Origin of the sequence: Microbacterium proteolyticum (assembly GCF_029639405.1) — a bacterium.
Lineage (GTDB): Bacteria > Actinomycetota > Actinomycetes > Actinomycetales > Microbacteriaceae > Microbacterium.
In genome coordinates this window covers 2,105,363-2,124,469 of the sequence record NZ_CP121274.1, presented here as the reverse complement: position 1 = coordinate 2,124,469, position 19,107 = coordinate 2,105,363, and the positions used below count along the sequence as shown (strand labels likewise).

The following is a 19,107-nucleotide window of genomic DNA, read 5'->3' as shown; positions in this document are numbered from 1 at the left end:
GCGGGCTGGCCGCGACGGCCTGCGCCTCCGACGAAAGATCCCTTCGTGACGTACACCCTGCAGAACGCGGTGCTTCCGCTCGACCGCGATCCCGATCTCCTCCCCCTGTACGTCGACCCCGAGACGTGGTCGACCATCGACGAGGAGCCGGTCCGGGTCACCAACGTCGCGCAGCTGAGCAACGTGCTCGACCGCCACCGCGCCCGCATCGTCGCGGGCCGACGCGTCTCGTTCGGCACCTACTTCAACGCCTTCCCCGCGTCGTACTGGCAGCACTGGACGGCCGTGCGCGATGTACGCCTGACCGTTCGCACGTCGGGGGATGCCACGATCCTGGTGTACCGCTCCAACGGAGCGGGCACGAAGCAGCGGATCGAGACCCGCGAGGTCCGCGGCGAGGCTGCGACGTCGTTCGATCTCGTGCTCGACCAGTACAGCGACGGCGGGTGGATCTGGTTCGACGTGGCAGCCGACCGCACGGACGCGATGTTCGAGGGCGCGGAGTGGACCACCGAGCAGGAGCCCGTCCGCGCGGGCAAGGCCAGCATCGGGATCACCACGTACAACAAGCCCGACTACTGCGTCACGACGCTCGCGGCCCTCGCCGACGCGCCGGACGTCCTCGACGTGGTCGATCGCGTCTTCCTGATCGACCAGGGCACCGACCTCGTCACCGACCAGGCCGCGTATCCCGAGGTCGCGGAGCGGCTGGGCGAGACCCTGCAGATCGTGCGGCAGCCCAACCTCGGCGGGTCCGGCGGATTCGCCCGCGCGATGGTCGAGACCCTCGCACGCCCCGAGAGCGATTTCGTCCAGCTCCTCGACGACGACGTGCGCATCGAGCCCGAGTCGATCCGCCGCTCGGTCGTGTTCGGTCGCTACGCGTCGGTCCCCACGATCGTTGGCGCGCACATGTTCGACCTGCTCGACCGCCCCAAGCTCCACGCGTGGGCCGAGGTCGTCGACGACGAGCCGTTCATGTGGCGCGCCCTGTTCCAGGAGCGCCTGCCCCACGACTTCAGCGTCGCGAACCTGCGGCAGTCGCCGACGCTCCACATGCGCCTGGACGCCGACTACAACGGCTGGTGGATGTGCCTCATCCCGACCAGCATCCTGCGCGAGATCGGCCTGTCGCTCCCGGCGTTCATCAAGTGGGACGACGCCGAGTTCTGCCTCCGGGCTCGGGATGCCGGCTACCCGACGATCTCCATGCCCGGTGTCGCCCTGTGGCACGTCTCGTGGGTCGGCAAGGACGACTCGATCGACTGGCAGGCCTACTTCCACGCCCGCAACCGCATCGTCGCGGCGCTCCTGCACTCGCGGTCCCCGCTCGGCGGCAGCCTGATCCGCCACAGTCGACGGGTCGACCTCAAGCACCTGATGATGATGCAGTACTACCCCGTCGAACTGCGCCACCGGGCGCTGCGCGACGTGCTGTCCGGCCCCGCCCACATGCGCGAGACCCTCGCCCGCGCCATGCCCGAAGCCCGGCTCATCGCCCAGAAGCACCCCGAGACGCGCATCCACAAGGATTCGGGCGTCCCGCTGCGCTCGCGCCGCGGACGCCAGGTCTTCAAACGGTTGAAGAAGAACCAGTTCGACAGCCCCACGGGCCTGGCCCTGCGCACCTTCACGCTGCGCACCCTCGTGTCGCACTGGTTCCACACCCCGCGTCCCGAGAACGTCGCGCAGCCCGAGGTGGAGTTCGGCAAGGGCGACGCCCACTGGTGGCGCGTCCCGCTGTACGACAGCGCCCTCGTCAGCGCCGCCGACGGCTCCGGCAAGAACATCTACACGCGCGACCGCGCGCAGTTCCGCCGCATGCTGGTGGACTCCGTGCGCCTGCACCGACGTCTCCAGCGGGAGTGGCCGCGCCTGTCGCGCCAGTACCGTGACGCGCTGCCCGATCTCGCGTCCGAGGCGCAGTGGCGCGCGACCTTCGAGGAGCGTGCGTGAGCGTGGCATCCTTCGATCCGGCGTCCGCGACCATCGTCGTCGTCACCTACAACCGCACCCCGCTGCTGACCCGACTGCTCGAGAGCATCGAGCGGATGTCCCCCGCACCGGGACACCTCGTCATCGTCGACAACGCCTCGACGGATGACACCACCGCGGTCGTCGAGTCGTTCCGCGACCGGCTCCCCACCGAGCTCGTGTATCGCCGGCTCGAGACGAACACCGGCGGCTCGGGCGGCTTCAGCGAGGGCATGCGCGTGGCGTACGAACTGGGTTCCGAGTGGATCTGGCTCATGGACGACGACGTGGAAGTGGTCTCCGACGGTCTTTCGCGCATGGGCCGCTGGGCCCCGCGGTTCCAGAGCATCCAGGGACGCCGCTACGACTACGACGGCAGCGAGTTCTACTGGCAATACCGCGTGGCCGAGTCGATGGCGATCCCGATCCCCTTCGCCCCGGCGAGCTTCGACGATTCCGGCTTCAAGCCGATGAACTCCGGATGCTTCGAGGGCATGTTCATCCACCGCGATGTCGTGGCGAAGATCGGCCTCCCCGATCCCCGGTTCTTCATCTATTGGGACGACCAGCTCTACGGGTGGCTCGCCTCGCGCGTGACGGACTCCGTCATCGTGAACGAGTTCGTCCTGCGCCGTACCCGCGAGATCAAGCAGTGGGACATGGGCATCCGGCATATGAACGCCTCCAGCGACGCCTACCGGTTCTACATCATGCGCAATCGGGCATATCTCGCGAAGTACTACCGCGAACTCGGCGTCTACCGCCCGCTGCCGTTCACCGCCGGTACCGCGTTGACGTTCGTGAAGGAGCTCATCCGCCTGGTCGTCGTCGAGCGGAAGCTGCGCGGCACGAGCCACCTGTTCCGTGGGCTGCGCGAAGGTCGGAAGATCTCGCGCGACGCGTCGTGGCGGCCCATGCCGCCGCTCGCGCCCGCTCAGCCCGTCGCGTAGCGCCGGGGCCGACCGGGGGTTGCCTGGTCGCGGGTGGGGTCAGGCGGCGAGTTCGTCTTCGAGGGTCTCGGGGAGGGGCATCTGCGCGAGGCGGGTGCGCTTGGGGGCGTAGACGACCAGCGCGTGGTACACGAACCGGACCACGAACGCCGCGATCAGCGTGAGGGCGGTGGCGATGACGACGTGCAGGTGCGCGGCGCTGACCAGCAGCCACAGCAGCGGGATGCGCACGAGCGCTTCGATGCCGTTGAAGGTGAACGACTTCAGGAACCGGTGGCGCATCAGCCCGGACTCGGCGCGCATGTCGGCGAACACGAGGTATTCCAGGGCGAGGAAGTTGCCGACGATGGTGAGCACGCTCGCGATGACGGACGCGATCAGGTACTGCACGCCCAGGCCCGTCAGCGCCCACGTGATGAGGAGGTTCGCGACCGCACCGATCCCGCCGACGACCGCGAACGCGGACATCCGCCCGAACCGTAGCATCGTGAGCTGGGTCAGGAACCGCAGGCCCTGACTGAACGACGCCTTCGACTCCCCCGCGAAGCGAGCCGCGAACGAGAACGGCACCTCGGCCACCCGCATCTGCTTACGGGCGAGGATCTCCAGCAGGATCTTGAACCCGCGCGGGCGCAGCCCCTCGACATCCAACGCGCGACGATCCACGAGGAAGAACCCCGTCATCGGGTCGGAGCAGTTGTGCAGCTTCCGCGGGAACATCGCCTTGGTCAGCATCGTCGATCCCCGCGAGACCAGCGTGCGCACCGCGTTGGCCAGCCCCTCGGACGTCCCACCCGCGATGTACCGGGACGCCACGACGACATCGGCGTCGCCGACCTCGGCACGGGCGAGGAGCTCGGCGATGACCTCCGGCGGGTGCTGCAGGTCACCATCCATCACGACACAGAAATCGGACTGCGCGGCCCGGATGCCATCGACCACCGCACCCCCGAGACCCCCCACGGGCTCGTCGCGGTGCAGCAACCGCACCGGAACCGAAGCCTCACCGGCCACGGCACGGATCACATCCGGGGTGTCATCGGTCGAATCGTCCACGAAGATGATCTCGACCGAACGACCCGGAACCGCAGCCGTCGTTCGACGGACAAGTTCGGCGACGTTCGGACCCTCATTGAAGGTCGGAACGATGACGGAAAGGTCCATGAATGCTCGCGTTCTGCAGGTGGATCGACACTCCATGGTAGGGGACCGCATCTGAACGAACGGCGAAAGGCCCGCGCAGGGGCGCGTTCGCGTCCTTACGACTCTCCCCCGCGTGCGGCACGCGAGATCGCCGCGGTGAGGCGGCGCACGCGTCCGCGTCGCGCTTCGAGGTGACGAACACGCTCGGATGCCACGACCGCCTCCCTCGTCTTGTGATCCAGTCGTTGCTCGAGGCGCACCCGCTCCCGGAAGCCGTCCTCGATCTGCGCGCGGAGATCCGCGATCTCGGCATGCAGCTCGGCGACCCGCTCGGGATCCAACGCTCGAACCTGCTCTTCGAGTTCCGCGATCGTCCGCTGCGACCGCTGCACCTCTGCCACCATCGGCCCGATCGGGAGGTTCGGCGCCTTCCCCTTCGCGATCCGGCGCCCGCTGATGGCGGGCCATTCGTGGAAGCGGGATTCGAAGTTGTCGACCTCGACCCCCGAGTACTCGACGCCGGCATCCAGCGCCAGCATGATCGAGAGCTGGTCGCGTCGCGAATATCGCAGGACGTGGTCCGCCCAGACGCGCATCGCGCGACGTACCGCGTCATTCGGTCTGCGGATGAGCATCGCCGTCCAGTGCGGACGGGCGGAGAGGACGTGCGGCGCCGTCTCGGCGTAATCGGCGAGTTGTTCGTAGACTCGCGCCCGGTCGTCGTAGTTGAGGCGGATCACCTCGTCGAACTCGTCGACGAGATGATCACGGTAGCTGTGGAGCGGCAACGCCATGTCGGCGCCCTCCGGGAGCCACTCGCTCACGAGGACTTCGGGTGTCTCCCGCAACAGGACCGAGGCGTCGATGTAGACGCTCACGTCGAACTCGAAATCGACGTGCGGCCCGAGGATCTTGTGGAGCCGTGCACTGCGGACGGAATCCGCGGCGAAAGCCGGTTCGACGACCCGGATCTCCCAGGTGTCGCTGGTGAGGTCGGGATCATCGGTGAAGCAGATGAATCGAGCATCGCTGCGGGCGGAGACGGGCTGGTCGAGGAGCGCGTCGTAGCGACCGAAGATCGCCGTGAACACGCAGAGCCGAGGAGCGGGATGAAGGCCGCGCGGGGCCCGGTCTGGATCGGGTTCCATTCAGCAAACGTATAGGAAACGCATGCGAAAGGCCCGGGGAGTCTCGTCGGCAGGCGGACTCTCAACCCGTCGCGTAGTCGGCGTTGTAGTGATCCAGGACCTGGGCGATCGGGGCGTCGAGTTTCAGCGCGCCCCCGTCGAGGTAGAGCCCGCGGGTGCAGAAGCGCCGAAGGTCCTTCTCGTTGTGGCTGACGAAGAAGAGCGTCCGACCGTCGGCGAGGAGTTCGTCGATCCGGCGGTAGCACTTCTCACGGAAGGAGCGATCGCCGACGGCGAGCACTTCGTCCACGAGGAGGATGGGCTCGTCCAGCTGCGACACGACCGAGAAGGCCAGACGCACCTTCATGCCGTTCGACAGGTGCTTGTACGGGGTGTCGACGAAGTCGCCGATCTCCGCGAAGTCGATCATGTCGTCGAATCGGCGTGTGACCTCGGCGCGCGGCATCCCGTGCAATCCCGCCGTCAGCCGGACGTTCTCGCGCACCGTGAGGTCGCCGACGAACCCGCCCGTGATCTCGATGAGCGGCGCGACGCCCCCGTCGACTGCGACCCGACCCTCGTCGGGCAGCAGCACGCCCGCGACGAGCTTGAGGAGCGTGGACTTGCCCTGACCGTTGCGTCCGACGACCCCGATCGCCTCCCCCGGCCGCACCGAGAAGGACACGCCCCGCAACGCCCAGAACTCGTCGGGCCGTGTCCGGCGGGCAGCGCCCCCGAAGAGGTCCTTGAGGGAGCGTCCGCCGCGGCGGTTGCGGCGGAACCGGACCCCGAGGTCGTCCACCTCGATCGCAGCGCGCTCCATCACAGCTCCTTCAGGACCGGACGCTCGAGCCGCGGGAACACCACGACGCCGATCACGAGGATGCCGACGCTCAGCACCGCCCCCACGAGGACCGTGAGCGCGTCCCACTGATCGGGGAAGAACCCCACCCGGTAGAGCGTGATGATGCCGGCGAGCGGGTTGAAAGCGGCGAGGTCCGCGAACACACCGGGGAGGTTGCCGACCCCGTAGATGATCGGCGAGGCGTAGAACAGGGCGCGCAGCACGAGGCGCGTGGTGCGCTCGAGGTCGCCGAACATCACGCACAGCGGCGCCACGATGAGCCCGAGGCCGACCAGCAGCGCGCTCTGCAGGAGGACGGCGACGGGGAACAGCAGCAGGCCCCAGGACACCTGCGCGCCCCCGAAGACCGCGAAGAGCACCAGCACGGGGACCGAGAAGAGGAACTCGATGCCTTTGCTCAGCACGATGCGCGTGACCCAGATGGTGCGCGGGATCGACGTCGATCGCACCAGGCGCGCATCCTTCTTGAACGCTCTCGTGAAGTCGGTCACGGCCGAGTTGAACCACACCCAGGGCAGGAGTGCCGTGATGAGGAACACGATGTACGGTTCCTCGCCGACCGAGCGGTGGAACACCTGCGTGAAGACGAACCAGTAGATGCCGCTCATCACCAGCGGATCGAGCACCGACCACAGGTATCCCAGCGCGCTCGTGGAGTACCGGACGCGCAGGTCGCGTGCCGACAGCAGCCACAGCGAGTGGAGGGAGCGCCGCACCGATCCGGGGGCGCCGACGGCGGCGGGGGTCACCGGAGAATCCTATGCGCCCGCCCTCAGCCGAGGCTGGGGGGCAGCTGCTCGGCGAGCGAGGGGGCGAGCGTCGTGGCGTAGGTGCGGGAGAGGTGGTTGTCGTCGCGGTAGACGGCGACGTTCCCGACGACACCGGGGCAGAAGTCCTCGGGGCAGATCCAGGGGGTGAGATCGACGAGGCGCACCCCCGGGCCGGCGAGTTCGCGCGCGGGGTTGACGTCGGCGAGGGAACTCGATCGCGGCACGGCGCAGTCGAGCGGGTTCTCGGTGTCCACGACGCACCCGAACATGTCGAACGCGAACCGCGGGTTGTCCCGCACGGCGATGACGTCCAGGTCGGCATCGGCCATGCGCTGGAGGAACCCCTCGATGCCGGGGCGCAGCGCCTCGTCGTCCTCGCCGGGATCGGAACGGGTGACGACCGTCATCACCGCCGCCGGCGCCAGACGCTCGGCGTGGGCGATCGCGGCCTCGCGCCACTCGGGGCAGGAGGGATCCATGCCGGGCTCCTCGAGCCCCATCGAGCAACCGCCCTTGATGAGGAACACGACGCCCCAGCCGTTCTGCGCGGCGACCGGCAGGAGTGCTCCGGTCATCTGCTGGGCGTGCGAGTCGCCGATCACGACGATGGTCTGGTCGGCCCGCGGGGTGCCGCGCGTCTCGGAGCACGTGCCCTGGAGGATCTCGACCGCAACGGCCCGGTCCCCCGAGCAGTCCTGGTCGAGGTACACCCACTCGTCCTCGAGCTGCGTGGGCAGCGGGAGGAGCACGGCATCCGCGGGAGGTTCGGGGAGCGCCGGATCACGGAGCACGGCCGCGCCGGGGTTGTCGAGCAGAGCCCGGGCCTCGAGCTCGCGGTCCTGGATGGCGCTGGACACCTGCCACCCGGCGAGCGGGGTGACGACGACGGCGGTGGCCACCACGAGCACCGCGACGGGAACGAGGGGCGAGGGGTCGGATCTCCGCCACGCGCGCACCGGTGCGTCCACCAGGGCCGTCAGACCCCGAGCCAGCACCAGAGAGGCGGCGATGACCAAGGCTCCCCCGACCAGGCCGGCATCCGATCGCCCGGTCACCACCAGCAGGGTGATCAGGATCGGCCAGTGCACGAGGTAGAGCGCGTAGGCGTCGCGCCCGAGTGCTCCCAGGGGCCGGGATGCCAGCAGCCGGGCGGGTCCGACCGGGCGCGGCCCCGAGCCGGAGACGACCACGGCGGCGGCGCAGAGGATCGGCCAGAGCGCCAGGAAGCCGGGGAAGCCGCCCTGGACGTCCACGAGCATGCCGAGCGCGAGAAGCCCCACCAGGCCCGCCCACCCGAGCAGGGCGCGCACCCTCTCCCCCGCACGGACGGAGGGCAGGACGACGACCAGGAGCGAGCCGGCGGCGAACTCCCACAGTCGCGCGCCCGTGTCGAAGTAGGCGGCCCGCTGGTCGGCGGCGGTGAGGATGACCGAGTACACGAAGGAGATCGCGAAGACCGCGCCGAACGCGACGCCCACGACACGGTCGGGAGACCAGCCGCGTCGGCGGACCAGGATCTGGCAGATCGCCAGGATCACCACCCACAGCAGGAACGCCTGCCCCTGAACCGAGAGGGACCAGAAGTGCTGCAGCGGGCTGGGCGTCTCCGTGCGCGCGTAGTAGTCGACGGCATCCGCGGCCAGGATCCGGTTCTGGACGTACAGCAGGGACGCCCACGTCTGCTCCCAGACCGAGTTCCACACACCGTCGGCGGATACACCGTGCGCACGAGCGCGAGCACGGCGACGAGGGTGATCGCCGCGGCCGGCAGGAGTCGGCGGAAGATGCCCAGCAGGTGCCGGAGCGGGCGCACCGGGTGCGGCCCCGGCATGCGCCGGACGAACCCGCGCGTCAGGAAGAACGCAGACAGCATGAGGAAGACGTCGACGCCGCCCGACACCCGCCCGAACCACACGTGGTACGTCACCACCAGCAGGACGGCGACGGCACGGAGCCCGTCGATGTCCGCCCGATACTCCCAGCGAGCCTCGTCCACCCCACCGGCGGAGGGCCGTGGGGTGCGGGACGCGGGGAGGGTCGCTCTCACGCCAGCTGGTTGTTCCACATGGACAGGGCAGAACCGATCGCCATGTGCATGTCGAGGTACTGGTAGGTCCCGAGACGCCCGCCGAAGAGGACGTCCTTCTCCCCCTTGGCCAGCTCGCGGTAGGCCAGCAGGCCCGCACGGTCATCCGCGGTGTTCACGGGGTAGTACGGCTCGTCCGCCCGGGTCGCGAACCGCGAGTACTCGCGCACGACGACGGTCTTGTCGGTCGGGTACCGGTCCGCCCGCTCGGGGTGGAAGTGCTTGAACTCGTGGATGCGCGTGTAGGGGACGTCGGCGTCGGCGTAGTTCATCACGCTGGTGCCCTGGAAGTCGCCGATCGGCAGGACCTCCTGCTCGAAGTCGAGCGTGCGCCAGGACAGCTCGCCCTCGGCGTAGTCGAAGTAGCGGTCGACAGGGCCGGTGTAGACGACCGGCACCTGTCCGACGGTCGACTTCCGGTTCAGCGGCTGCGACTCGTCGAAGTAGTCGGTCGACAGCTTCACCTCGATGTTCGGGTGGTCGGCCATACGCTCCAGCCACGCGGTGTACCCGTCGACGGGCAGACCCTCCCACGTGTCGTTGAAGTACCGGTTGTCGTAGGTGTAGCGGACGGGCAGGCGCGAGATGACCTCGGCGGGCAGATCCTTCGGGTCGGTCTGCCACTGCTTGGCGGTGTAGTCGCGGATGAACGCCTCGTAGAGGGGCCGCCCGATCAGGGCGATCCCCTTCTCCTCGAGATTCGCGGCATCCTTCGCGTCGAACTCGCCCGCGAGCTCGTGCACGAGCGCCTTCGCCTGGTCGGGCGTGTACGCCGCCTGGAAGAACTGGTTGATCGTGCCGAGGTTGATCGGCAGCGGGAAGACCACGCCCTTGTGCGTCGTGTAGACGCGGTGGACGTACGACGTGAAGTCGGTGAAGCGGTTGACGTACTCCCACACCGTCGGGTTGGAGGTGTGGAAGAGGTGCGCTCCGTACTGGTGCACCTCGATGCCCGTCTCGGGCTCGTTCGCGGAATACGCGTTGCCGCCGATGTGATGACGACGGTCGATGACCGTCACCTTCCGACCCGACGCAGCCGCGCGCTCCGCGATCGTGAGACCGAAGAAGCCCGAGCCGACGATGAGAAGATCCATGGAGAAGAAGCGTCTTTCGTGTCGACGGACGCACGGGCCTCGCCCCGCGCCCCACCAGTCTATGCGGGCACTCCGCCGCCGCCCTCAGGGGCGGATCAGGTGCGGTCCGTTAGCATGACTGACTGTCGTCGAGCGAGAAATGGGAGTGCATGAGCGATTCCTGGTCGGTGATCGTGATGCCTCTGATCGTCTCGATCCTCGCGTTGACCGTCCCCGGAATCGCCGTGATCGCAGCCGGGTGGGGCGTGCGGCGGCTGCAGCTGCTGGCGCTCGCTCCGGTGGTGTCGATCGCCGTCCTGGGCGTTTCCGCGACCCTCGCGCCGATGGTCGGGCTGGGATGGTCCCCTCTCCCGATCGCGATCGTCACCGTCCTGACCGCCGCCGCCGCCTTCGGCCTGCGCCGCTGGGTCGGACCCGAGCACGGGGATCGCACCCCGCGAGCGAACGCCCTCTGGGGCGCGCTCGCCCTGATCGTGGCCGCCGTGATCGTCGGGCTGCAGCTCGCCTTCGTCTTCGGCGGTCCCAGTCACATCTCGCAGACCTTCGACGCGATCGTGCATCTGAACACGGTGGCCTTCGCCGTCGACACGCACAACGCCTCGGCCTTCCACATCGGCGCCACCTCCGACATCGGGTTCTACCCGAACGGCTGGCACACGGTGGCCGCTCTGGCCGCGGAGGTCACCGGGGTGTCGGTCCCGGTCGCGGTGAACGCCGCGAACATCGCCCTCGGCGCCGTCGCGTGGCCCGTCTCGGTCGTCGCACTCAGCGCCGCTCTGCTGTCGGAGCGGAAGGCCGTCCTCGTCAGCGCTGCCGCGCTCTCGACGGGCTTCGGGGCGTTCCCGATCCTCCTGATGTACTTCGGCGTCCTGTGGCCCAATGCGATGGCGTACGCCGTGCTCCCGGGCGGGCTCGCGGTCGTCGTGCATCTCCTGCGGACGACCGGCGTGCGCGCCCGGCTCCGCGCCGTGTTCCTCCTCCTCGTCGCCTCCGCGGGGGTGGGCCTGGCGCACCCGAACGCGTTCCTCGCGATGGTGGCGATGGGTGCGGGCGTCACCGTCGTCGAACTCGTGTCCTCCGCGTGGCGCCGGGCCTCCCGGCGGTACTGGTATCTCGTCGCGGCGATCCTCGCCGCCCTCGCCATCGTCATCGTCGGGCTGTGGCGGTTCTCCCGCACCGGCGCGGGCATGTCGCAGTGGGCGCCCTGGCAGACGACGGCGCAGGCCATCGGCGAGGCGCTGCTGCTCTCTCCGCACGGCTACACCCTGACGGTGACGATCTCGGCCCTCATCCTCATCGGTCTGATCAGGGTCGTGCGGCAGCCGCGTTTCCTCGTGGTCGCGGCGCCGATGGCGGTGGCTTCTCTCCTGTTCGTCCTCGTGTCCGGAACGGCCGGGGGCAACATCGTCCGCGACATGTTCACCAACCCCTGGTACAACGACTCGTACCGCCTGGCGGCGCTCCTCCCCGCCGCCGGCATCCCGGTCGCCGTCCTCGGCGCGGTGACCGTCGTCGACCTCGCCACGCGCGGACTGCTGCGCATCGACGCCGCCCGCGGCTGGCGGATCGCGGTCGCCGTCGTCGGGGTCATCGCGATCTTCTCGGTGGGTGCGAGCCCGAACGTCCTGCGGGCCGTCTCCGAAGCGCGGGGGGCGTACGCGTTGGGGCCGACCTCCCCCCTCCTCACCAGCGACGAGGAGGCACTGCTGGAAAGACTCCCCGAGACGACCCCGGCGGATGCCGTCATCGCCGGCAGTGCGTGGACCGGAACCTCGCTCGCCTACGCGATCGGTGATCGCGAAGTGCTTCGCAAGCACGTGTTCGGCACCATCGGTCCGGATGAGGAGTACATCGGCAACCACCTGAAGGACATCGAGTCCGACCCGAAGGTCTGCCAGGCCGTGGACCGCCTCGGCGTCGACTACGTGCTCGACTTCGGCGCGCAGAACGTCTGGAACAACCCGGGCGTCGGTCTCGAACGCCAGGGGCTCTACGGTCTGACGCCGTCCGAGCACCTGGTCCTCGTGGACTCGCAGGGACCCGCCGCGCGCCTCTTCCGCATCGAAGGGTGCTGACCGTGGCCGCGCCGGCGACCGTGGCGGTCGCGTACGACTGCCTGTTCCCGTACTCCACCGGGGGCGGGGAGCGGCAGTACCGCGCGTTCGCCGACGAGATCGGGGCGCGGGGGCTCGACGTCGACTACCTCACGTCCGTCCAGTGGGACGGAGCGGTGCCGTCGGAGGAGAACTTCCGGATCGTCCCGGTCAGCGGACGCCTGTCGCTGTACTCCGCCGACGGAGTCCGCCGCATCCCCGCCGCCCTCGCCTACGCCGCCGGCCTGTTCCGGGCGTTGCTGCGCAGCCGCGGCCGGTACGACGCCCTCATCGTGAGCGGTCTTCCGATCTTCAACGTCTTCGCCGCGCGTCTCGCGCTCCTCGGCACTCGGACGCGCGTCGTGGTCGACTACCTCGAGGTCTGGCACCGCCGCCAGTGGGTGGAGTATTCCGGTGCGGTCACCGGCACGATCGCGTGGCTGCTGCAGCGGTGCGCGATCGCCGTCACCCCTCTCGCGACGTGCCATTCGCAGCTGAGCGCCACGCGCCTCCGCCGAGAAGGGCTGCGCCGCGCGCCGCTCGTGAGCCCCGGACTCATCGACGGTGCCGTGGATGCCGCCCCGACCTCATCGGCATCCCAGCCCCCGTACGTCCTCTACGCGGGGCGGCACATCCCCGACAAGCGCGTCGAGGCGCTCCCCGCCGCGGTCGCGGAGGCCCGCGCCTTCATCCCCGATCTGCGGCTGGTCGTGCTCGGTTCAGGTCCCAGCTCGGCTCGGATCCGCGGCGAGGTCGACCGGGTCGGCGGCAGGGACTGGACCGACTTCCCGGGTTTCGTCGACGACGACGAACTCGACTCCCTCATGCACGGCGCGCTGGCCCTGATCAACCCGTCCCGCCGCGAGGGCTACGGACTCGTCGTGGTCGAGGCGAACGCCCACGGCACGCCCGTCGTCCTCGTCGCCGACGAGGGCAACGCCGCCACCGAGCTGATCGACGAGGGCGTCAACGGCGTCGTCGCGCCCCGCACCTCCCCCACCGACCTCGCCCGGGCGATCCGGGCCGTCGCCGACGGCGGTGACGACCTGCGCCGCTCCGCGCGCGCCTGGTACGACACCGCCGTGGGCACCCGTACCATCCGACGCACCGTGGAGGGGATCCTGTCGGCGCTGCAGCTGCCGACAGCCCCCGCACCGCGGAACACGAAAGAAGACACGCCGTGACCTCTCCTTCCCCGAACGACGCCGTCGAACTGACGATCCTCATGCCCTGTCTCAACGAGGCGGAGACCCTCGAGGTGTGCATCCGCAAGGCGCAGGGCTTCCTCCAGCGCAGCGGCATCCGCGGTGAGGTCCTCATCTCCGACAACGGCAGCACCGACGGCTCGCAGGCGATCGCCGAGCGTCTCGGCGCCCGCGTCTCGCACGCCCCGCGCCGTGGCTACGGCGCCGCGCTCATCAACGGCATCGACCAGGCCCGCGGCGAGTACGTGATCATGGCGGATGCCGACGACAGCTACGACTTCGAGAACCTCGAGCCCTTCGTCGAGCGGCTCCGGGCCGGGGCCGACCTCGTCATGGGCAACCGCTTCAAGGGCGGGATCGCCCCCGGCGCCATGCCGCCGCTGCACAAGTACCTGGGCAACCCGGTGCTGTCCTTCATCGGAGAGCTGTTCTTCCGCCCCGGCATCCGCGACTTCCACTGCGGACTCCGCGGCTTCAACCGCGCCCGCATCCGCGAGCTCGACCTGCAGACGACGGGCATGGAGTTCGCCTCCGAGATGGTGGTGCGCGCCTCGCTCGCCCGCTACCGGATCGAAGAGGTCCCCACGACGCTCAAGAAGGACGGCCGCTCGCGCCCGCCGCACCTGCGCAGCTGGCACGACGGCTGGCGCCACCTGCGCTTCCTCCTGCTGTTCGCGCCCCGGTGGCTCTTCGTCTACCCCGGGCTCGTGGCGTTCTTCCTGGGGGCGATCACGGTGGGCGTCCTCGCCTTCGGCGGGGTCAACATCGGCGGCGTCGGCTTCGACGTCACCACGATGGTGTACGCCAGCGCCCTCTGCGTCATCGGCTTCCAATCGCTGCTCTTCTTCTGGCTGACCAAGCTCTACGCGACGCAGGAGGGCTTCCTCCCCACGAGCGAGAGATACCGGCGGATCGTGGCGAAGTGGTCGGCCGAACGCGGTCTGCTGATCGGTGTCGGGCTGTTCCTTCTCGGCGTCATCATCGGCATCGTGCAGGTCGCGATCTGGGGCAGCACCGACTTCGGCGCGCAGAACGCCGCCCAGGCGGTGCGCATCGCGGTCCCCAGCGCGCTGCTGATCATCCTGGGCTTCCAGACCGCCATGATGAGCTTCTTCTCGGGCGTGCTCACCACGCCCCGGCGCGAGCAGCGCCCCGAAGCCGTCATCGAGAGCTAGGACCGGCCATCGCCGAGTCCACGCCCGACAGCCGCGCCACGCGCCGGAGGCTCCTGGGCTTCACGGTCCTTCCCGCCCTGGCCGCCGTCTCGCCCCTCGTCGTCCTACCGTTCGTCTCGCGGGTGTCGGGGCCGAGCGGATGGTCGAGCGCGCTCGCGGGCGAGGCCGTCGGGACGTTCGCGGCGATCGCCCTGGCTTTCGGATGGACGACGGTGGGGCCCGCCCTGGTGTCGGTGGCATCCGAGGCCCGCCGGGGGCGGATCTATCGGGAAGCCCTCATCGTCCGCTCCCTCACCGCACTGATCGCCCTGCCAATCACGGCCGTGATCAGCGCCTCCCTCGCCTCCGAGGAGTATGTGCTGCTGGCGGTGCTGATGGGGCTGCAGGGCGCCCTCATCTCGCTGTCGTACACGTGGTTCGCCGTGGGTCTCGGCGATCCGTGGTCCATCGCCCTCTACGACGCGGTCCCCCGCGTGATCGCGGCCGTGTGCGTCGCCGCCGCGATCGGTCTCCTCGGCGCCCCGGTCGAGCTGTACCCGCTCTCCGGCATCGCCGTGACGGTGATCGGCACGACGCTCTACACCGTTCGGATCCTCCGGCGCTTCCCCGCGGCGTGGCCCGCGCGGCGGGAGGTTCCGGGACTGTTCCGCATCACCGCACCGGTCGCCGTGAACGAGGGCGCTCTCGGGCTGTACTCGTCCGTCCCCGTGCCGCTGGTGCAGGTCGCCGCGCCCGCCGAGGCGGCCGGGTACGCGTCGGGCGACAAGATGCTCAAGCTGGGGCAGTTCCTCCCGATCACGCTCGCCAACGCCCTCCAATACTGGACGGCCGAGGTGAGCGGCGAGGCGCGCGCGCGACGGCTGAGGCGGGCGCTCGGCCTGCACATCGCGATGGGTCTCCTCGGCTGGGCCGCCCTCGGATCCCTGGGGTCGTTCGTGAGCCTCGTGCTGTTCGGCGAGAGCACGGTCGCCCCGGTCGGCGTGGTGGTCGTGCTCGGTTTCGCGTTCGCGTGCTACTCGACGCGGATGTCGATGATCCGGCACTTCCTCTTCCCGGCGCACGCCGCCACGACGGTCATGGTCGCCACCCTCGTCGCCAGCGCCGTCGGCCTTCCGCTCATGATCGCCCTCACCTACGCCATCGGCCCCGTCGGCACCGCGATCGGCTACGGCGCGACCGAACTGATCGCGACCGTCTGGATGATCCGCCGCACCCGGCGCGCCTACCGCGAGCTCGTCGCGGCGCCGGCCGCGACGGACGTCCCGGCCCGAGGCTTCATCGACCCCGACGATAGGATCGTTCCGTGACCCGTGTACTCGTCGATCTGCTGTTCTTCACGGGCAAGCAGGGCGGCACCGAGACCGTGGCGCGTCAGGTCTACTCGCGGCTCGCGGAGCGACCCGGCTGGGAGTTCGTGGGCTATGCGAGCAGCGAACTCGTCGCCGCCGGTGCGGAGTGGTTCCCTGGTCGCCTCATCGACTCGGGACTCCAGTGCGACAAGCGACCGCAGTGGGCGTGGGGAGAAGTGTTCGGGGTGTCCCGGGCAGCACGGTCGGTCGGCGCCGACCTCATCCACTCCCCCGCGAACTTCGGTCCGCCGCGTCCCGGCGTGCCCCTCGTCCTCACCCTGCACGACATGCTGGCGTTCAAGCGCCCCGAGTTCCTGCCCAGCAAGGCTGGTGTGCTGCCGACGAAGCTCCTGATCTCCGGCGCCGCCCGCGCCGCATCCCACATCGTCACGGACTCCGAGGCCGCGCGGGCCGACATCCTCGAGATCACCGGCCGGGATGCCGCGGATGTCACCGTCGTCTTCCCCGGCGGATCGGGCGTCCGTCGCGACGTCGCCGAGCAGCCGCGTTCCGGGCTGTTCAGCCTCGGCAACCGCATGCCGCACAAGAACTTCCCCCGCCTTCTGGAGGCGCTCGCCCTCCTCCCCGAAGCGAGTCGTCCGGTCCTGACGATCTCCGGCAGCCACGGCGACGACCCGCTGCGCGCGGTCGCGGCCGACCTCGGTATCGAGAAGTGGGTGGATCTCCGCGGCTGGCTCACCCAAGACGAGGTCGAGAACCTCTACCGCACGTCCGCCGCGGTCGTGTTCCCCACGCTCTTCGAAGGCTTCGGGCTGCCCGTGCTGGAAGGCATGGAGCGCGGCTGCCCCGTCATCTGCTCGGACATCCCCGTGCTCCGCGAGGTCGGCGGCGACGCGGTGCGCTACTTCGACCCGCTCGATCCGGCCGACATCGCCCGCCAGATCGAGCGGACGCTCGCCGACCCCGCCGCTCGGGCGACCATGGTGGAAGACGGCCGCGAGCGCGCCGGGCTGTTCACCTGGGATGCCACGGCCGAGGGCATGCTCGAGGCGTTCGGGCGCGTCACGCGCTGAGGCGAGGCATGATCGGCACCCTGCGATCCCTGTGGCGGTCGGCGCGCGATCGGCCCGCGTTCCGCCCGCTCGTGGCGCGTCTGGACCGACTCTGGTGGGCCCGCGCGATCGCTCACGCCGACATCGTCGACCTCGACTACGTGCGCGCGCAGACGGGGCGCGCGCTGAGCGCGAACGCGGCGATCCGGCGCTACGTCTCGGGCGGCTACCGCGACGGGTTCCGACTGAACCCGCTCTTCGTCGATACGGCCGTGGGCGATCACCTCCCCGAGGCGTGGCGCGTCCCGGCGCTGTACGCCTACCTCGTCGCCAACCCCCGCGGACTCCAGGTGAGCCCGCTCTGGGACGCCGTCGCGTACGGCGAGCGGCATCCGCAGTCGTGGGACGAGGCGGGCGGCCCAGTGGCTCACGCCTGGCATCGACGCGGGGAGCATTCGCTTCCCTTCGGCCCGGACGCCCTGCCCTCGCCCGTGCCGTGGCCGGAGCTGTCGCGCGTGATCACGGATGCCGCGCACCGCGCGCGGGTCGGTGGTGAAGTGCCCGCGCAGCCGGGGGTCACCCCCCTCGCCCGCGAGCTGATCATCGCCCTCGGCCCGCAGGAGTGGGATTTCGACGAGTCCCTGGCCGAGGCCGTGGCCTTCGCCGCCGTTCCCGGCCAGGGCGCCGCGATCGCCGTGCTCGACGAGCGGTGCGAGGACTGGGTGCTGGCGCGCGTCGCCGCCGCCTCCACGGAGCGCATCCGGGTGGCGCGCCGACGACACGACGACGCCGCGGCCGCCCTGGAGGAGTTGCGCACGTCATCCGTCGCCGATGTCCTCGTCGTGCGGGGACCGAACCAGACCCTGAGCGCCGCGGATGCGACCGTCCTCGCCGGTCGCGTGGAGCGGATGACGCCCGGGGGGTTCCTCGCCCCCGTGTGGCTCGACGCCGATGGGACGATCGCCGCTGCCGGCGCCTCGTCGGAGGGCCGGTTCCTGGCCGGGCACCCCGTGGAGGACCTCACGGTGCTGGCGCGCGGCGAGGAGGCTCTGGAGGTCCCCGCCCTCGCCGGGTCGACTTTCGCCGCGCGGCGCCTCGACATCGTCACGCCGCTGGCCGGACCCGACGCCGCGGCGTCCGTGGCGAGGGGAGGGACCGCTGTCCTGGCCCTCGACGTCTTCACGCGCACACGCTCCGCCGTCGCCGCCGCACAGCTCCCCGCGCTCCCCTCCGACGCGGATGCGCTTCTTCGTCGCGCCGGATGGGAGCGCACCGCGGCGGGGCCCGCGCCGCGGTTGCGCCGACCGTCTCGCGAGACCGTGCTTGCCGACGGCACGCGTGCGCCGGTGCTGCGATGGGCCCTGCGGACCGCCATCCCCGTGGGGCCGCGCGCCGAAGGCTGGGGGGACACCCACTTCGCGCGCGCCCTGGCCGCCGCCCTCCGCCGTCTCGGGCAGGAGGTCGTCATCGATGCCTACGCCGCGCGCGATCGGGCCACGCGCCACCTCGACGACGTCACTGTCGCCCTCCGCGGACCCGAGCCGCTCGCGGCCTCCCCCTTCGGCGTATCGATCCTGTGGATCATCAGCCACCCCGATCAGATCGGCCCCGACGACGTCGAGGGCTTCGACGCCGTCTTCGCGGCGTCCGAACCCTGGGCGCGGCGCGCGACGCGCGAGCTCGGGGTGAGTATCCGTCCGCTCCTGCAATGCACCGACGTCACGCGGTTCCACCCGTCCGGGGCGACGCGAGGCGATGACATCCTCTTCGTCGGCACCGCTCGCGGCATCCTCCGCCCATCCGTCGTCGAACCCATCCGGGCGGGGATCCCGGTGACCGTCATCGGGCCGGACTGGCGCGGATGGATCCCCGCCGACCGCATCGCCGCGACGGGCGTGAGCAACGACGCCCTCCCGCACCTCTACGAAAGCGCTGGAGTGGTGCTCAACGACCACTGGCCGGCGATGCAGAAGCAGGGTTTCATCGGCAACCGGCTGTTCGACGTCATCGCCGCCGGAGGGCGCGCGATCAGCGACCGCGTCGAGGGGATCGATGAGCTGTTCGGCGGCGCGGTGCGCGTGTACGACGAGATCCCCGAGCTGATCGCCCTGCTCTCGGGCGACCTGGATGCCGCCTTCCCCGCCGCGGCGGAACTCGGGCGGATCGGCGAGGACGTGCGCACCGCCCATTCGTTCGATGCGCGAGCCCGATCGTTGCTGGACGCGGCCCTCCGCGCGAGATGACGCCGTCGGCCTCGAGGCCG

At 70.2% G+C, this 19,107-nt stretch carries 14 protein-coding genes; 8 read left to right on the top strand and 6 right to left on the bottom strand.

The window, feature by feature from the left end; all coding sequences use genetic code 11:
- The first annotated feature begins 45 nt into the window (after window positions 1–45).
- Together P8R59_RS10620 and P8R59_RS10615 are read left to right on the top strand one after the other, a co-directional pair.
- Window positions 46–1,956 (top strand): glycosyltransferase, encoded by a 1,911-nt coding sequence (locus tag P8R59_RS10620; RefSeq protein ID WP_278101036.1) that lies wholly within the window; start codon window positions 46–48, stop codon window positions 1,954–1,956.
- Window positions 1,957–1,958: 2 nt separating this feature from the next.
- Window positions 1,959–2,924, top strand: coding sequence for a glycosyltransferase family 2 protein (locus P8R59_RS10615; protein ID WP_278103809.1), 966 nt, complete (start codon window positions 1,959–1,961; stop codon window positions 2,922–2,924).
- Between the two features lie 39 nt (window positions 2,925–2,963).
- Here P8R59_RS10615 and P8R59_RS10610 read toward each other — a convergent pair whose 3' ends face one another.
- The 6 genes from P8R59_RS10610 to glf all read right to left on the bottom strand — a co-directional run bounded on the left by P8R59_RS10610 (window position 2,964) and on the right by glf (window position 10,009).
- Window positions 2,964–4,088, bottom strand: coding sequence for a glycosyltransferase (locus tag P8R59_RS10610; RefSeq protein ID WP_278101035.1), 1,125 nt, complete (start codon window positions 4,086–4,088; stop codon window positions 2,964–2,966).
- 95 nt (window positions 4,089–4,183) lie between these two features.
- Window positions 4,184–5,158, bottom strand: coding sequence for a glycosyltransferase domain-containing protein (locus P8R59_RS10605; protein ID WP_278101034.1), 975 nt, complete (start codon window positions 5,156–5,158; stop codon window positions 4,184–4,186).
- 118 nt (window positions 5,159–5,276) lie between these two features.
- Window positions 5,277–6,017, bottom strand: coding sequence for an ABC transporter ATP-binding protein (locus P8R59_RS10600; protein WP_278101033.1), 741 nt, complete (start codon window positions 6,015–6,017; stop codon window positions 5,277–5,279).
- Window positions 6,017–6,808, bottom strand: coding sequence for an ABC transporter permease (locus P8R59_RS10595; protein ID WP_278101032.1), 792 nt, complete (start codon window positions 6,806–6,808; stop codon window positions 6,017–6,019). The genes P8R59_RS10600 and P8R59_RS10595 overlap by 1 nt, the downstream gene beginning before the upstream one ends.
- 23 nt (window positions 6,809–6,831) lie before the next feature.
- Window positions 6,832–8,532 carry an acyltransferase family protein gene (locus P8R59_RS10590; protein ID WP_278101031.1) on the bottom strand — a complete coding sequence of 567 codons (1,701 nt, stop codon included), beginning with the start codon at window positions 8,530–8,532 and terminating at the stop codon, window positions 6,832–6,834.
- A 340-nt stretch (window positions 8,533–8,872) separates the two neighbouring features.
- Window positions 8,873–10,009, bottom strand: a complete 1,137-nt coding sequence (glf, locus tag P8R59_RS10585) for a UDP-galactopyranose mutase (protein WP_278101030.1) — start codon at window positions 10,007–10,009, stop codon at window positions 8,873–8,875.
- 149 nt (window positions 10,010–10,158) lie between these two features.
- On the opposite strand from glf, the gene P8R59_RS10580 reads away from it, so the two are divergent.
- The 6 genes from P8R59_RS10580 to P8R59_RS10555 all read left to right on the top strand — a co-directional run bounded on the left by P8R59_RS10580 (window position 10,159) and on the right by P8R59_RS10555 (window position 19,087).
- Complete coding sequence (locus P8R59_RS10580) at window positions 10,159–12,084, top strand: DUF6541 family protein (protein ID WP_278101029.1); 1,926 nt, start codon at window positions 10,159–10,161, stop codon at window positions 12,082–12,084.
- Window positions 12,085–12,086: 2 nt separating this feature from the next.
- Window positions 12,087–13,286: a glycosyltransferase family 4 protein gene (locus tag P8R59_RS10575; protein WP_278101028.1), complete on the top strand. Its 1,200-nt coding sequence runs from the start codon at window positions 12,087–12,089 to the stop codon at window positions 13,284–13,286.
- Window positions 13,283–14,482, top strand: coding sequence for a glycosyltransferase family 2 protein (locus P8R59_RS10570; RefSeq protein ID WP_278101027.1), 1,200 nt, complete (start codon window positions 13,283–13,285; stop codon window positions 14,480–14,482). The genes P8R59_RS10575 and P8R59_RS10570 overlap by 4 nt, the downstream gene beginning before the upstream one ends.
- Window positions 14,483–14,604: 122 nt before the next feature.
- Window positions 14,605–15,789, top strand: a complete 1,185-nt coding sequence (locus P8R59_RS10565) for a hypothetical protein (protein ID WP_278101026.1) — start codon at window positions 14,605–14,607, stop codon at window positions 15,787–15,789.
- A complete protein-coding gene (locus P8R59_RS10560) occupies window positions 15,786–16,865 on the top strand; it encodes a glycosyltransferase family 4 protein (RefSeq protein ID WP_278101025.1) in 1,080 nt (359 codons plus the stop codon). The genes P8R59_RS10565 and P8R59_RS10560 overlap by 4 nt, the downstream gene beginning before the upstream one ends.
- A gap of 8 nt (window positions 16,866–16,873) precedes the next feature.
- A complete protein-coding gene (locus P8R59_RS10555) occupies window positions 16,874–19,087 on the top strand; it encodes a glycosyltransferase family protein (protein WP_278101024.1) in 2,214 nt (737 codons plus the stop codon).
- Window positions 19,088–19,107: the final 20 nt, after the last annotated feature.